Genomic DNA, 14,529 nt, shown 5'->3' on the forward strand with positions numbered 1-14,529 from the left:
CCGCCTCGCCCAGGCGTGCTAGGTCAGAAAGTGCCCGGGTAGGCACCGCCGTCGATCAGCAGGTTCTGCCCGGTGATATAGCCACCATGGACGCTGCACAGGAAGGCGCAGTACGCCCCGAACTCCTTGGCATCGCCGAACCGCGCCGCCGGGATTGCCTGGCGACGTGCCTGGGTGGTTGCCTGCAGGTCGCCGCTGACCTGGCTGGCCGCCTGCAAGGTCTTTTGCAGGCGAGCGGTGTCGAAGGCGCCTGGCAGCAGGTTGTTCAGGGTCACGTTGCGCCCGGCCAGACGTTGCTGGCGGGCGAGCCCTGCGATGAAACCGGTCAGGCCGCTGCGCGCACCATTGGACAGCCCCAGGATATCGATCGGCGCTTTCACCGCGCCCGAGGTGATGTTCACCACCCGTCCAAAACCGCGCTCGGCCATGCCATCGACCACGGCCTTGATCAGCTCGATGGGCATGAGCATGTTGGCGTCCAAGGCCTTGAGCCAGTCTTCCCGATCCCAGTTCCGGAAATCGCCTGGTGGTGGGCCACCGGCGTTGTTGACCAGGATATCGACCTGCGGGCAGGCGCTGAGCAGGGCTTCGCGCACCGCAGGCTCGGCCACATCGCCAGCGACCGTGCGGACTTCGATGCCCGGGAAGCGGCTACGCAGTTCGGCAGCCGCCTGCTCCAGGGTGGTGGCAGTGCGGGCGTTGATCACCAGGTTGACGCCCTCGCCGCCCAGGGCCTCGGCGCAGCCCTTGCCCAACCCTTGACTGGCGGCGCAGACGATGGCCCAGCGGCCCTTGATACCTAGATCCATGTTGGCTCCTCGTTGATTGATGCGTTGGACCTTACCACGCGCGCAAGCACGCTTTCCCCTGTGAAAGAAGCGCCTGCACGGGCCATCCTGGCATTACAACGCTCCACACCGAGAGGACGACGAGTTACAACGCGCGGCACGCTCAACGCATGAAAACGCCGCGCGTGCCCCATCGGCCACGCGCGGCGCGGATGTTGACAGGGCTGCGGCGCAGCCCTGCCCCGTCATGCTCAGGCGGCCGGAACCGGTGCCAGGGCGTTGATCAGGCCTTGTTGGCGCAGGTCGTTCCAGAACGCCGCCGGGATCACTGCGCTCAGCGCGGCATGGTCTTCGTTGGCGTGCGCCACGCGGGTAGAGCCAGGAATGGCCGCGACCACAGCCGGGTGAGCCAGGGCGAACTGCAAGGCGGCGGCCTTGACCTCGACGCCATGGGCACGCGCCACAGCACGGATACGCTCGAGCTTGGCCAGTACCGCTGGGGTGGCTTTCTGGTACTCGAAGTGCTCGCCACCGGCGGTCACGCCAGAGCTGTAGGGGCCGCCGACGACGATGCCGACGCCCTGCTCGACCGCCTGCGGCATGACACGTTGCAGAGCGCGGTCATGATCGAGCAGCGAGTAACGGCCGGCGAGCAGGAAGCCATCGGGTTGCGGCTCGTCAAGATCCAGGGTCAGTTCGATCGGTTCGACGCGGTTCACACCCAGGCCCCAGGCCTTGATCACGCCCTCTTCACGCAGGCGGGTGAGGACGCGGAAGGCGCCTTTGCGGGCCGTCTCGAAACGCTCCAGCCACTCGTCACCGTAGAAGTCCTGGGCGATGTCGTGAATCCAGACGATGTCCAGGCGGTCGGTCTTCAGGCGGCGCAGGCTGTCTTCGATCGAACGCAGGGTGGCATCGGCACTGTAGTCGTTGACGATGCGGTTGCGGTTGCCGTGTTCGAACAGGCCGCTCTTCTCGCCCAGCTCGCGGCTGGTGGGGTCTTCCAGTTCGTCGAGGATGATCCGGCCGACCTTGCTGCTGAGCACGTACTCGTCACGTGGACGACCGACCAGGGCATCGCCCAGACGCGACTCGGAGAGACCAGCGCCGTAGAACGGCGCGGTATCGAAGTAACGCACGCCGTTGTTCCAGGCGGCATCGACGGTGGCTTGCACCTCGTCTTGGGGTACGTCGCGGAACATGTTGCCAAGCGGTGCGGTGCCGAAGCCCAGTGGGTTGGCGATAAGCGATTTGAGGCTCATTGATGTCTTTCCTGATGAGGGGAGTCAGTTGTGAACTCCAGTGGCCGTCATCCTATGCCTCCCCCACCAAGACCGTCCAAGTCATAATTCGACAGACTTCAGACCTCTAAAGCAACACCCGTGTGGAGGCAAGAGCGGTGCCCCAGCAAAGCGACCTCTTGCCCTTTTCATTAACGCACGAGGAAGCCGTGCTTCTGCGGATCGCGATCATCGATGATCCAGTTGCAAAACCCACAGATGTAAGCGTTGCCCGATACTTCAGGAATCACCGCTGGAATGTCGCCCACGGTGGTTTCCTGGATGACCTTGGCGGTGAAGACCGAACCGATCACCGACTCGTTGACCAACACCTCGTCCTTGCCCAGCAGCCCGCGCAGATAGAGCTGCGCGACCCGGCCACTGGTGCCTGAACCGGTCGGCGAGCGGTCCACTTCGCGATCGGCGAAGATGCAACAGTTGGCCTGGGTGGACTCAGCGAAACGCGGCGCGCCATCGATGATGGTGCCGTAGATATGGTTGATTTCCGGGATGTCCGGATGCACCACAGCGAATGCAGCGTTGGCCGCCTGCTTCACTTGCGCGCCGAACTGCTTCAGTGTCTCCACCGCGGACTCGCGGATCTCCAGGCCATGCGGCGCGCCGCTGGTGTAGAAATAGAAGGCGCCACCGTAGGCGATGTCCCCTGTGACCTCACCGAAGCTTGGGGTCGTGACGGTCACATCGCGCTTGTAGATGAACGACGGCACGTTGATGAAGCGTACGCCGTTGGCGTGCTTGCCATCCCATTTCACGAACGCTTCGATGAAGCCACAAGGGGCATCGATACCCACACGCGTTTCCGGCTCGGTACGCTCGACCCAGCCCAGTTCGACCGCTGCCGTCGCCAGTGCGATAGTGCCGTGACCACAGTGGTCGCTGTAACCCTCGTTGTGCAGAAAGATGATGCCGAAGTCCGCCGTGGGCGAAACCGGTTCGGTAAGGTAGCCGCCATACATGTCGGCGTGACCGCGAGGCTCGAACATCAGGGCCTGGCGGATGTCATCGGCGTTTTCCCGCAACCAGGCACGGCGCTCGACGATGGTTTTGCCCGGCATGCGCGGCAGCCCGGATGTCACGATACGGAACGGCTCGCCACCGGTGTGGACTTCGACGGTACTGATGCTGCGGGTGATTTGCATGGATGCGTCTCCTTGAATGCGCTGCGGATCGATCCTATGCCTGCAAAATTACCGATAACAACAGGACTCTCGGCACAAGATGTAAGGAAAGGCCCATTAGCGCGCTTCAGACCCCATGCCATCGAGCATGCGCCACAGGGTTGGCCGATTCGAATTCTCACTGCCCAGGATGCCGATATTTAATTTCAAGCGCCGGGTGACATTTCCTAGTATGTGCCAGGCGCCTTGCCGCCTCCCTCGTTCAGTCCCTGCCATGAGTCTCGCCGTGTTCGCCTTCAAGCAGACCACCCTGCCGCCCCCCGGCGAAGGGGTGCCCAAACCTCAAAGGCTCATCGCCGTCATCGCGATCATGCTCAACATCGCCATGGCCAACCTGGAAACGGCGATCGCCAACACGGCCTTGCCGACCATCGCCGCCGACCTGGGCACCACCGACGCCCAATCGATCTGGGTGGTGAGCATTTATCACCTGGCGATGATCGCCGCCCTGCTGCCACTGGCTTCGCTGGGAGACATCGTCGGCTACCGGCGCATCTCCATGGCGGGCCTGGTGCTGTTCATCCTGGCCTCGCTGCTGTGTGGCCTGGCCCCGTCGTTCGAGTGGCTGCTGGTCGGTCGCCTGGTACAAGGTTTGAGCGCCGCCGGGATCCTGGGTGTGGGTGTGGCGATGACGCGTTTCGTCTTTCCCAATCACATGCTGGGGCGCGGCATGGGGGTCAATGCGCTGGTCGTGGGCGCCTCGCTGGCTGCCGGACCGAGCGCGGCTTCACTGATCCTGAGCCTTGCCAGCTGGCACTGGCTGTTCCTGATCAATGTCCCGGTGGGCTTGGTCGGCGTGTTTCTCGGCCTGCGCTCGCTGCCGCCCACCCCTACCAGCGCGCGGGCATTCGATGCCATGGCCGCAGGGCTCTGCGCGCTGTTTCTTGCTGCCCTGGTGTATGCCGTGAATGGCCTTGCCCAAGGCGGGCCATGGAGCGTCACGCTGGGCAGCGCGGTGCTCGCCGGGCTTTGCCTGTGCCTATTGCTGCGGCGCCAGGCCGGTCATCCCGTGCCGATCCTTGCTCTTGACCTGCTGCGCCAGCCGCTCTACGCGCTGTCTGCCGCCAGCGCTGCGGCGTCGCTCACGGCGCAGAGCCTGGCGTTCGTCGCCCTGCCCTTCATGTTGCAGCACCAGTGGGGGCTCTCCCAGGTCGAGACCGGATTTCTGATCACGCCTTGGCCTGCCATGGCCGCGCTCATGGCCCCCATCGCTGGAAGGCTCTCGGACCGCTACGCGACCGGCACCCTCACCGCCATGGGCATGGGCATACTGGGGATCGGCCTGGTACTGCTCTGCACCCTACCGTCTTCGCCCGCACCATGGGACATCGCCTTGCGCATGGCCGTATGTGGCGCGGGGTTCGGGTTCTTCCAGTCGCCGAACATGCGCGACATGATTTCGTCGATCGCACCGCAGCGCAGCGGTGGGGCGGGCGGCCTGTCGAGCACGATGCGAATGCTCGGGCAGGTATTGGGCGCGGCGTTGGTGGCGGGGTTCTTCCAGGTGTACTCCGCCCAGGGCGCTTTTCTGGCGCTGTGGGCCGGCGTTGCGTTTGCGGCCTTGGCTTGCGTGGCGAGCGTGTGCAAGTCCCTTGTCTGCGACAAACAGCTGCGAATAAGCGCCTTGCAGGGCCGCTAGGCTCTGCAGGAAATCTATCTGCACCTGTCCGTACGATGTTGCACTGGTGCTCGAAATGCGATTCCCAGTGTTCTCCACACAACCTCCTCGATGAGTAAGACGCGACAGTCTTAGGCGTGCGCTTTGCGCAATCAGGCACTGATACTTTTATTTTCACGATCGTTGATTTGTGAAATTAAACGTGTCATTTTCTCTTCGCACCGAGCCGCACCCCGCAAAGAGGCAGGCCGGTAACGCCCTATCCACCGGAGACAAGAATATGAACAAGACCGGACTTCTAGGCGCATTGGCGCTGTGTGCCTGCAGCGCCTTGGCTCAGGCCGATGAAGGAAGCCTGCGCATCGGCATCGAGGCGGCTTATCCGCCCTTCGCTTACCGCACGCCCGAAGGCGAGCTGGCGGGCTTTGACTACGATATCGGCAACGCCCTGTGCGCGCAGATGCAGGTCAAATGTCAGTGGGTGATCCAAGAGTTCGACGGGATGATTCCGTCATTGAAGGTACGCAAGATCGACGCCGTGTTGTCGTCGATGTCGATCACTGAAGATCGGCTCAAGTCGGTCGACTTCACCGACAAGTACTACCACACCCCCGGCAAGTTCGCGATGAAGGCCGGCAGCCAGATAACCGATCCGGTCCACGACCTCAAAGGCAAAAAGCTCGGCGTGCAGCGTGCCTCTACCTATGACCGCTTCGCCACCGAGCAACTGGAAAGCGCGGGTGTGGAGGTGTTGCGCTACGCCTCGCAAAACGAAGCCTTCCTCGATCTGGTGGCCGGCCGGCTGGACGCCACCCTGGCGGACATCGTCAATACCGAAGAGAGCTTCATCAAGACGCCCGCTGGCCAAGGCTTCGCACTGGTCGGCCCGGACATCAGCGACCCACGCTACTTCGGTCGGGGCGCGGGGATCGCCGTGCGCAAAGGCGATCACGCCAATCTGGCGCGATTGAATGCCGCCATCGCAGCCATTCGTGCCAATGGGACCTACCAGCAGGTGCAAAGCAAGTACTTCCCATTCGACATCTATGGCCAATAGCGCCGGCTAACGAGGACTTACATCATGCTTCACGGCTATGGATCGAGCATTCTCGATGGCGCGTGGTTGAGCATCAGCCTGGCCCTGATGGCGATGGCACTGGCCATCGGCCTTGGTCTGATCGGCGCCGCCTGCCGGCTGTCGCCGCTGCGCTGGCTGGCAGCACTGGGCGAGGTCTACACCACGGTGGTGCGCGGCATTCCTGACCTGGTCTTGATTCTGCTGGTGTTTTATGGCGGCCAGGACTTGGTCAACCGCTTGGCGCTGGTCCTGGGCTACGAGCAGTACATCGACATCAACCCATTCATAGCCGGGGTTTGCACCATGGGCTTCATTTTTGGGGCCTATCTCTCAGAGACTTTTCGCGGGGCCTTTCTCGCCATACCCAAGGGCCAGGCCGAAGCGGGTGCCGCTTATGGCATGGGCAGCCTGCAGGTGTTCTGGCGAATCAGCGTACCGCAGTTGGTGCGCCTGGCGCTGCCGGGCTTCACCAACAACTGGCTGGTGCTGACCAAGTCCACCGCGCTGATCTCCGTGATCGGCCTGCAGGACATGATGTTCAAGGCCAAGAACGCGGCCGATGCGACCCATGAACCGTTCACGTTCTTTCTCACCGTGGCAGGGCTCTACCTGCTGCTGACCAGCCTGTCGCTGTGGATCCTGCGCAGCGTGGAAAACCGTTACTCGTTCGGCTTCAAAGCCGCGGACCTGTGAAGGGAAGGTTTGCATCATGCTTGACTATCACCTGATCTGGCAGAACCTACCGTTGTACCTAAGCGGCATCGCGCTGACCCTGAAAGTGCTGCTGGTTTCCCTGGCCTGCGGCCTGGCGCTAGCGATCCCACTGGCGCTGATGCGCGTGTCGAACTTATATCTGCTGCGCTTCCCGGCCTGGCTCTTCACCTACGTGATTCGCGGCACACCGATGCTGGTGCAGTTGTTCCTGGTCTACTACGGCCTGGCTCAGTTCGAGCTTGTGCGTCAGAGCCTGCTCTGGCCATACCTGTCCAGCGCGACTTTCTGCACCTGCCTGGCGTTCGCCATCAACACAAGCGCCTACAGCGCCGAGTTGTTGGCCGGTAGCCTGAGGGCCACCCCACGGGGCGAAGTCGAAGCCGCACGTGCCATGGGCATGTCGCGTCTCGCCCTGTACCGGCACATCCTGCTGCCCTCGGCCCTGCGCCGTTCCCTGCCGCAATACAGTAACGAAGTGCTGATGATGCTGCAGACCACCAGCTGGCGTCGATCGTCACGCTGGTAGACATCACCGGCGCGGCCAAGACCTTCAATGCGCGCTACTACCTGCCGTTCGAGGCTTTCATTACCGCGGGGCTGATCTACCTAGCCCTGACCTTTCTACTGGTGCGCCTGTTCAAGCTGGCCGAACGCCGCTGGTTGACCTACCTGGCCCCACGCAAGCACTGAGGAGCATCCATGCAGCAAATCGACCATATCCTACCTTGGAGTGCCTGCGGTACCCAACGCACCCTGAGCCTGTTCCGCTTCGGTAACGGCCCGCGCAAAGCCTATATCCAGGCCTCGCTGCACGCGGACGAACTGCCGGGTATGCGCGTGGCGGTAGCCTTGAAGTCCCGCCTGGCCGAGCTGGAAGCCCAAGGCCGGCTCAAGGGCGTGATCGAACTGGTGCCACTGGCCAATCCGATCGGAATCGGCCAGATGTTCCAGGCCACACACCAAGGCCGTTTCGAGTTCAACAGCGGCAAGAACTTCAACCGCGATTTTCCAGAACTGACCACAGCACTGGTCGAACGTCTGGAGGGCCTGCTGGGCGAGGACGGCGAGGCCAACGTAGCCATCATTCGCCGCACCATGCTCGATATTCTCGAGCACATGCCCCCCGCGCAGTCGGAGCTCGACGGTCTTCGTCGCTTGCTCCTGCAACACGCGTGCGACGCCGATGTGGTGCTGGACCTGCACTGCGATTTCGAGTCGGTGATGTTGCTGTATGCATTGCCGCAGAACTGGCCACGTCTGCGCGCTCTGGCGGCACGCCTGGAGGTGCAGGTGGCGCTGTTGGCCGAAGACGCCGGCGGCAACGCCTTCGACGAAGCCTGCGCGGTGCCTTGGACGAAGCTGTCCAAGCACTTCGAGCAGGCCAACATCCCGTTGGCCTGTATCGCCACCACCGTGGAGTTGCGCGGCATGGCCGATACCGAACGTGAACTCTGCCAGGCCAACGCCGAGCACATCCTTGCCTACCTCGCCGATCAGGGACTGATCAGCGGCCAATGGCCCGATGCGCCAAGCCACTGCTGCCAAGCCACACCCTTTGCCGGCGCTCAATACGCCTATGCCGAACATCCCGGCGTGATCAGCTATCTGCAACCACTGGGGGCGCAGGTGAAGGTCGGGGACCCGTTGTTCGAAGTGATCGATCCGCTCAGCGATCGTCACAGCGTGGTCAGGGCCACCACTGACGGCATTCTCTATGCCCGCGAACGCCTGCGCTTCGCCCAACCAGGTCTGTGGCTGGCCAAAGTCGCCGGTAGCACGCCTATTCGCCAAGGTCGCTTGCTCAGCGACTGACACAACGAGTACCCATCGATGAACAAACTGGAAATTCAGGACCTGCATAAAAGCTACGGCAGCCATCAGGTGCTCAAAGGCGTCTCGCTGCAGGCCAAGGCGGGCGATGTGATCAGCATCATCGGCTCCAGCGGCTCCGGCAAGAGCACCTTCCTACGCTGCATAAACTTGCTCGAGCAACCCAATGCCGGGCAGATCCTGGTCAATGGCGAACAACTGAGATTGCGCAACTGCCCCCGTGGCGGTCTGCGCGCCGCCGACCCTCGCCAACTGCAGCGCCTGCGCTCACGGCTGAGCATGGTCTTTCAGCATTTCAACCTCTGGTCGCACATGAGCACCCTGGACAACGTCATGCAAGCCCCTGTGCATGTCCTGGGCATGAACCGCAAGCAAGCCCGCGAAAAAGCCGAGTACTACCTGCACAAGGTCGGCGTCAGCCATCGCCGTGACGCCTACCCAGCACACATGTCCGGAGGCGAGCAGCAGCGCGTGGCGATCGCACGGGCCCTGGCCATGGAGCCGGAGGTCATGCTGTTCGACGAGCCGACCTCGGCGCTCGACCCGGAGCTGGTCGGCGAGGTGCTAAAGGTCATGCAGGACCTGGCTCAGGAAGGCCGCACCATGGTCGTGGTCACCCATGAGATGGGCTTTGCCAGGGAGGTCTCCAACCAAGTGCTGTTCTTGCATCAGGGGGTGGCCTTGGAACGCGGCGCCCCTCAGGAGGTGCTCGCACGTCCCCAGTCCCAACGCTTGCAGCAGTTTCTTGCCGGCAGCCTCAAGTAAGTCCGCACGAGCGCCCCGGCTGTGGCCGGGGAATGCCTTGAGATAGACTACGGCCAATCACTCAGGGAGCTTGCGCCGGATGCCGAGCAAATCGAAGAACAATACCGTCTATGCCTCGCCGGTCATGCGCAAGTTGTCGCAGCAACTGCTCGACCTACCACCGTCGTTGCGCAAGGTCGCCGACTACATTCTGCGCCACCCGCTGAAAGCGGCGACCCTGACCATCGAAGACATGGCCCAGGCCACCGCGACCTCGCCTGCTGCGGTCAATCGCCTGGCCAAGGCCCTGGACCTGGGCGGCTACACTGGCATGAAAGCCGAGCTGGTGGCCACCTTGCAGCAAATGGTCTCGCCCGTAGACAAACTCCGCAACGAGCTGGCCCAGCGGCCCAGCGGCGACTTCGGCCTGCATGAGCAGATCCAAAGTGCCGGCAGCAACTTGGCCAGCACCGATAGCAACAATCCAGCCGATGCGTTCGAAGCCTTCGTCAGCCGGCTGATCTCGGCACGCAAAATCTATGTGCTGGGCTTCGGAAACAGCGCCTACATGGCCGGACTCGCAGCTTCGACGCTAGTGCCGTTCTGCAAGGATGCCTGCGCCATCAGCATGGAAGGCGGTAACGAGAACGCCGCCTACCGCCTGGCAGCAATCACCGAGCAAGACGTGCTGCTGGCGATTTCCATGCCGCGCTACTCCCAGGACACCCTCCAGCTTTCTCGCTTTGCTCGCGAGCGCAACGCCACGGTGCTGGCAATTACCGACTCGCCCGCCTCCCCTCTCACCGCCATCGCTGACCATGTATTGTTCGCGCCCGCCGATCATCCGGTATTGACCAGCTCCAACATTGCCGTGCTGGCATTGATCGAGGGGCTGGTGGCCGGCGTCATGGCGCGCAACAAGGAAGCGGTGAAGCTGGCGACAGAGTTGACCGAAAGCGTGATGGCTTACTTGCACATGCCCGCTGCCAAGACGCCCCGCAAGGGATGAAAAGCCCGCTTCCTGCGGGCGTGTTGGGTTTTCAGCCTATCGAAATAGCCGACTAGCCAGTTACTCCGGCACCGAGGACGGGAACTGACCTTGCCTGACCGAGGATGGGCTGTTGACCATGCAATACAGCGCCCCCGCCAGTACCAGGCCCACCACCCAGCTGATGTCCGCGTCCAGCCAGCTCGCGACGAAGCCTGTGTAGAACGACAGCTTCATGAACGGAATGGTGCCGATGATCGAGACGGCGTACACCGCCAGGGTCCGGCGATTGAAGCGTCCGTAGCGGCCCTTGACGTTGTACAGCTCAGCGACGTCGTAGTGACCGCGGCACACCCAGTAGTAGTCCGCCAGGTTGATCGCACTCCAGGGGATCAACAGGTAGAGCTGCCCGATCAGGATGTCGGCAAAGAAGGTGTCGAAATGGTACTGGGTGGCAATGGCGATCAGCGTGGCGGCGAGCGTCAGCACCGCCATCACCACTGCCTTGGCGGTGGGGGTGACATATCGCAGCCCACCGAAAGCGCCGAAAATCGTCACCGACGACATGTAGGCGCTGTACAGGCAGAGCACGTTGTACTGGATGACGCCAAGCGCAATCACGCCCAGCGCCATCGGCGCCGAAGGCCCGAACAGCGTGGCGATCGCGGTGGCCGGGTTCAGGCCAAGGGCTGTCGGAATCGCGACGGCCAGCAACGCGCCCAGGGCCATCATGGCGAAGGAGCCTAGCGCGCAACCCGAATAGGTTGTCCAGAATGTGGTGCGGGTGTTCACGTTGGCCGGCAGATAGCGTGAGTAATCGGCCACGTAGGGGCCATATCCCAGCGTCCATGACGCCGCCTGCGCTACCACCAGGTTGAAAGCGGTCCACGAGAACGCGCCAGTGGCCGAGGCATTCGCCGACGCCTGGCCGGGATGCAGCAGGATCAGCACCAGGGCGCCACCGAACACCAGCGTGGACAGCAAGCTCATCCAGGCGCCCAGTCGGTGGATCAGCTCATAGCCGACGAAGCCGATGACGAAGGTCAACACACCGACCAGGACGATGGCTTGGTCGTCGCTGATCGGTAGCAGCGCTTTCAAGGCATCGCGCATCAGTACGCCGCTGGCGGCCAGGAACAGCACAGCGGCCACCACCATCACCAGCAACGGAATCGCCGCGCCGTAGACACCGAACTGTGCCCGGCTCTGGATCATCTGCGGCACGCCCAGATGCGGCCCTTGGGCCGAATGCGCGGCCATGAAGATAGTGCCGACGAGATTGCCGATCAGCAGGCCGAGCAGCGTCCAGGCAAAGCTCAAGCCTGCGGCGATGCCCAACGTACCGACCATCAGGGCGGTCACCTGGAAATTGGAGCTGAACCAGATGGTGAACAACCGCCTGGGTGTGCCATAGCGTTCAGCGTGAGGGACAAACTCGATACTTCGCGTTTCCAGCTTCACGACCGTCTCCTGAGTGAATTTCGGGATTATCGAGTGGTGCGGGGAGCCTGCCCGACCTGGCGACGAACATCCCATAGCTGCCAACGACGCCTGCGTGCACTTTGTCGGCGCTGGCAAAGCGGCGGTCGCTGGCTGGATAGACCACCGGTCGTCAGCTGCATCGACCTCCCGGGCCCGCACCCGGTCAACCTTGCATTCCCCTGGCAGCGATGGTGAACGAATGGACGTGCTTGCTGACAATGGCCTGTCGCCCCGTAGTCATGTGGTCCGCCAACTGATCGTGGTGTTTTCCTCCGTCTTGCTGCTGGCTTTGGTGCTGGGGCTGTTCTCGCTGTACCGCCTCGCCGGGGCCTTGGATGCGCGTGAGGTGGAGCAAAGCCGCTTCCACGCCGAGTCCGCCATGACCCAGTTGCAAAAGAACGACAGAACGTTTTTGCTGACGCACGCCAACTGGCAAGCCGCCTACGACCACCTGGCCGGGCCGGTCGATAGCCATTGGGCCTACGATGAAGACAATGTCGGCGCCACGCTCTACACCGCCGATGGCTATGACGGCGTATTCGTACTCAACGATGACGGCACCCACTACGCTATGGTCGACGGACGCTTGAGCGATGCGGGATTCGAGCAGCACAGCGCCAGTGCCGGCAAGGTCCTGCTCCTGGCCCGCCAGGCTGCGCAGACCGAGCAGGCAGCCTCGGGCTATTTGCTGTTCCGCGGCCAGCCTGCGGTGTTCGCAGCCTCGTTGATCCGCCCGCAGGCGTTGCCCCATCACGTGCCGGAGCCCACCACCGTGATGGTGTTCGTCCGCATCCTCACCCCCGCGGTACTCGCCCCGCTGGGTCGATCGGTAGGGCTGACCGGCCTTGCCGTGAGCGACACGGCCAGCGACCCTACCGGGCGAGGCCTGCTGCCGCTCGAAGGCAGCGGCCATGTCTTGACCTGGCAGATTCCCCAACCCGGCACCGAACTGATCAAGACCGTGATCGTCCCGCTGGCCATCGCGGTGCTGCTCATCGCCCTGGCCATGGCCCTGTTTGCCCGCCATGCGATGCGCGCAAGCGCCGGCATCGACCGCAGCCATCGCGACCTGGCGGCCTCCAAGCACGCATTGCAGACCAGCGAAGAGCGCTTCAAGGCCGTAGCCGAAGCCGCCTCGGACTGGATCTGGGAAACCGACGCGCACCTGCGCCTGACCTACCTCTCGGCGCGCTTCGCCGAACTGACCGGGCATACCGTCGAGGCCTGGTTGCAGCGCCCGATCACCGAGCTGCTGTCCTGTGACACCAGCGAGCTCGCAACCTGGCTGCACGGCCTGGCGGCGACCGGCGCTTCCGGCACCTTGCGCTGCCAGTACCAGGATCACCTGGGCCAGCAACGCATCTGCCGCATCGCCGCGCGAGCGACCATGGCCCAGGCCGCTTGTACCGGTTTTCGCGGGACCTGCAGCGACATCACCGATGAAGTGGCTGCCCACGCTCAGATCCAACACCTGTCGTTGCACGACGCACTCACCGGTCTGCCCAACCGCAACAAGCTGTTCCGCTTCCTCGAGCCCTCAGGTCCGGGCGGAGAGACGCGCCAGGTCGCGGTGCTGATGCTGGATCTGGACAACTTCAAGCCGATCAACGACAGCCTGGGCCATCCTGCCGGGGATGCGGTGCTGATCGAGGTCGCTGCGCGCCTTGGCCAGGCCACCCGGGACAGTGACCTGGTGGCCCGGCTGGGGGGCGATGAGTTCATCGTCGTGCTGACGCACCCCGGAGATCGAGAGGACATGGACCGCTTCTGCCTGCGGGTGATCGAAGCGCTCAAGCGCCCCATGCAGGTCGAAGGCCATGTGGTTCATGTCGGCGTCAGCCTAGGCGTGGTGCTGTCAGCCGAATACCCCGGCAACCCTAGCGACCTGATCCGCTACGCTGATGTGGCCTTGTACAGCGCCAAACAGGCAGGCAAGAACACTTGGCGCTATTTCTCGGCGCAGATGAATGCGGCGCTGCTGGACAAACGTGTGCTGGAAAGCGAGCTGCGCGAGGGCATACCACGCGGGGAACTGGTGCTGCATTTCCAGCCGCGCTTCAAGGTCGACGGGATATCGGTCGCCTCGGTCGAGGCGCTGGTGCGCTGGCAACACCCCCGGCTCGGCCTGTTGCGACCGGATCGTTTCATTGCCCTGGCCGAGGAATCGGACCTGATCGTGCTGCTGGGCAATTGGGTGCTGCACGAGGCGTGCACCAAGGCCAGGGAATGGCCGCAGGCAGTGATGGTCTCGGTGAACATGTCACCGGCCCAGTTCAGCCGCTCCGATGTGGTCCAGGACGTCGGCGATGCCCTGCGGGCCACTGGCCTGCCTGCCCACCGCCTGGAGCTGGAGATCACCGAGAACGTCATGCTCAATGACGTCGAAGGCGCTCTGCACACCATGCATGCGCTCAAGGAGCTGGGGGTGCGGCTGAACATGGACGACTTCGGCACCGGCTACTCCTCGCTGGGCTACCTGCGCACCTACCCGTTCGACAGCATCAAGATCGACAAGCGCTTCGTTCAGTCCCTGGGCAAGAGCGGCAGCGACCGCAGTGTGGTCCAGGCCATCATCAACCTCGGCAACGCCATGGGCATGACAGTGACCGCTGAAGGCGTCGAGACCGCCGAGCAACTGGCCTTGCTCAGCGATGACCAGTGCCATGAAGTGCAAGGGTTCTTGCTCAGTGAACCCGTGGAGAACGTGGTATTGGTCCGCATGATGGAGGAGAAGGTGGCGGTGATGCAGTAAGGCCGCGTTGGGTCGGGTGGCGCACGATGGAGCGTACCCATTATCGGCCCACCCGA

At 63.1% G+C, this 14,529-nt stretch carries 11 protein-coding genes and 1 pseudogene; 8 read left to right on the forward strand and 4 right to left on the reverse strand.

Features of this window, described 5'->3' with window-relative positions; translation table 11 throughout:
- Positions 1 to 23: 23 nt before the first annotated feature.
- The 3 genes from R6G97_RS14580 to lhpH form a co-directional block, all read right to left on the reverse strand.
- The gene (locus R6G97_RS14580; RefSeq protein ID WP_317847148.1) at positions 24 to 809 is read right to left on the reverse strand and encodes an SDR family oxidoreductase; all 786 of its coding nucleotides are present in this window, start codon (positions 807 to 809) and stop codon (positions 24 to 26) included.
- A gap of 230 nt (positions 810 to 1,039) precedes the next feature.
- Positions 1,040 to 2,050: an aldo/keto reductase gene (locus tag R6G97_RS14585; protein ID WP_090344693.1), complete on the reverse strand. Its 1,011-nt coding sequence runs from the start codon at positions 2,048 to 2,050 to the stop codon at positions 1,040 to 1,042.
- A 170-nt stretch (positions 2,051 to 2,220) separates the two neighbouring features.
- Positions 2,221 to 3,228: a trans-3-hydroxy-L-proline dehydratase gene (gene lhpH, locus R6G97_RS14590; RefSeq protein ID WP_182815410.1), complete on the reverse strand. Its 1,008-nt coding sequence runs from the start codon at positions 3,226 to 3,228 to the stop codon at positions 2,221 to 2,223.
- A gap of 253 nt (positions 3,229 to 3,481) precedes the next feature.
- Here lhpH and R6G97_RS14595 point away from each other — a divergent pair, with 253 nt between their 5' ends.
- From R6G97_RS14595 to R6G97_RS14625, 7 genes and pseudogenes are all read left to right on the forward strand, one after another.
- Positions 3,482 to 4,906 (forward strand): MFS transporter, encoded by a 1,425-nt coding sequence (locus R6G97_RS14595; protein ID WP_317847149.1) that lies wholly within the window; start codon positions 3,482 to 3,484, stop codon positions 4,904 to 4,906.
- Positions 4,907 to 5,165: 259 nt separating this feature from the next.
- A complete protein-coding gene (locus R6G97_RS14600) occupies positions 5,166 to 5,942 on the forward strand; it encodes an ABC transporter substrate-binding protein (RefSeq protein ID WP_070571191.1) in 777 nt (258 codons plus the stop codon).
- A gap of 24 nt (positions 5,943 to 5,966) precedes the next feature.
- A complete protein-coding gene (locus tag R6G97_RS14605) occupies positions 5,967 to 6,656 on the forward strand; it encodes an ABC transporter permease (protein WP_043208939.1) in 690 nt (229 codons plus the stop codon).
- 16 nt (positions 6,657 to 6,672) lie between these two features.
- A pseudogene (locus R6G97_RS14610) lies at positions 6,673 to 7,367 on the forward strand (ABC transporter permease).
- Positions 7,368 to 7,376: 9 nt separating this feature from the next.
- Positions 7,377 to 8,489, forward strand: a complete 1,113-nt coding sequence (locus R6G97_RS14615; RefSeq protein ID WP_182942898.1) for a succinylglutamate desuccinylase/aspartoacylase family protein — start codon at positions 7,377 to 7,379, stop codon at positions 8,487 to 8,489.
- An 18-nt stretch (positions 8,490 to 8,507) separates the two neighbouring features.
- Positions 8,508 to 9,272, forward strand: coding sequence for an ABC transporter ATP-binding protein (locus R6G97_RS14620; protein WP_043208946.1), 765 nt, complete (start codon positions 8,508 to 8,510; stop codon positions 9,270 to 9,272).
- A gap of 79 nt (positions 9,273 to 9,351) precedes the next feature.
- On the forward strand, positions 9,352 to 10,260 hold the full coding sequence (locus R6G97_RS14625) for a MurR/RpiR family transcriptional regulator (RefSeq protein ID WP_043208948.1): 909 nt from the start codon (positions 9,352 to 9,354) through the stop codon (positions 10,258 to 10,260).
- 60 nt (positions 10,261 to 10,320) lie between these two features.
- Here R6G97_RS14625 and R6G97_RS14630 read toward each other — a convergent pair whose 3' ends face one another.
- A complete protein-coding gene (locus tag R6G97_RS14630; protein WP_317847150.1) occupies positions 10,321 to 11,700 on the reverse strand; it encodes a purine-cytosine permease family protein in 1,380 nt (459 codons plus the stop codon).
- A 220-nt stretch (positions 11,701 to 11,920) separates the two neighbouring features.
- Here R6G97_RS14630 and R6G97_RS14635 point away from each other — a divergent pair, with 220 nt between their 5' ends.
- Positions 11,921 to 14,473: a bifunctional diguanylate cyclase/phosphodiesterase gene (locus R6G97_RS14635; RefSeq protein WP_317847151.1), complete on the forward strand. Its 2,553-nt coding sequence runs from the start codon at positions 11,921 to 11,923 to the stop codon at positions 14,471 to 14,473.
- Positions 14,474 to 14,529 lie beyond the last annotated feature (56 nt).

The organism is Pseudomonas sp. HTZ2 (assembly GCF_033173945.1).
In the GTDB taxonomy this organism is placed as follows: domain Bacteria; phylum Pseudomonadota; class Gammaproteobacteria; order Pseudomonadales; family Pseudomonadaceae; genus Aquipseudomonas; species Aquipseudomonas guariconensis.

Coding starts and splice junctions, on each gene's coding strand:
- lhpH (WP_182815410.1), bottom strand. CDS start 3,228: ATGCAAATCACCCGCAGCATCAGTACCGTCGAAGTCCACACCGGTGGC.
- R6G97_RS14585 (WP_090344693.1), bottom strand. CDS start 2,050: ATGAGCCTCAAATCGCTTATCGCCAACCCACTGGGCTTCGGCACCGCA.
- R6G97_RS14595 (WP_317847149.1), top strand. CDS start 3,482: ATGAGTCTCGCCGTGTTCGCCTTCAAGCAGACCACCCTGCCGCCCCCC.
- R6G97_RS14620 (WP_043208946.1), top strand. CDS start 8,508: ATGAACAAACTGGAAATTCAGGACCTGCATAAAAGCTACGGCAGCCAT.
- R6G97_RS14635 (WP_317847151.1), top strand. CDS start 11,921: ATGGACGTGCTTGCTGACAATGGCCTGTCGCCCCGTAGTCATGTGGTC.
- R6G97_RS14600 (WP_070571191.1), top strand. CDS start 5,166: ATGAACAAGACCGGACTTCTAGGCGCATTGGCGCTGTGTGCCTGCAGC.
- R6G97_RS14615 (WP_182942898.1), top strand. CDS start 7,377: ATGCAGCAAATCGACCATATCCTACCTTGGAGTGCCTGCGGTACCCAA.
- R6G97_RS14580 (WP_317847148.1), bottom strand. CDS start 809: ATGGATCTAGGTATCAAGGGCCGCTGGGCCATCGTCTGCGCCGCCAGT.
- R6G97_RS14625 (WP_043208948.1), top strand. CDS start 9,352: ATGCCGAGCAAATCGAAGAACAATACCGTCTATGCCTCGCCGGTCATG.
- R6G97_RS14605 (WP_043208939.1), top strand. CDS start 5,967: ATGCTTCACGGCTATGGATCGAGCATTCTCGATGGCGCGTGGTTGAGC.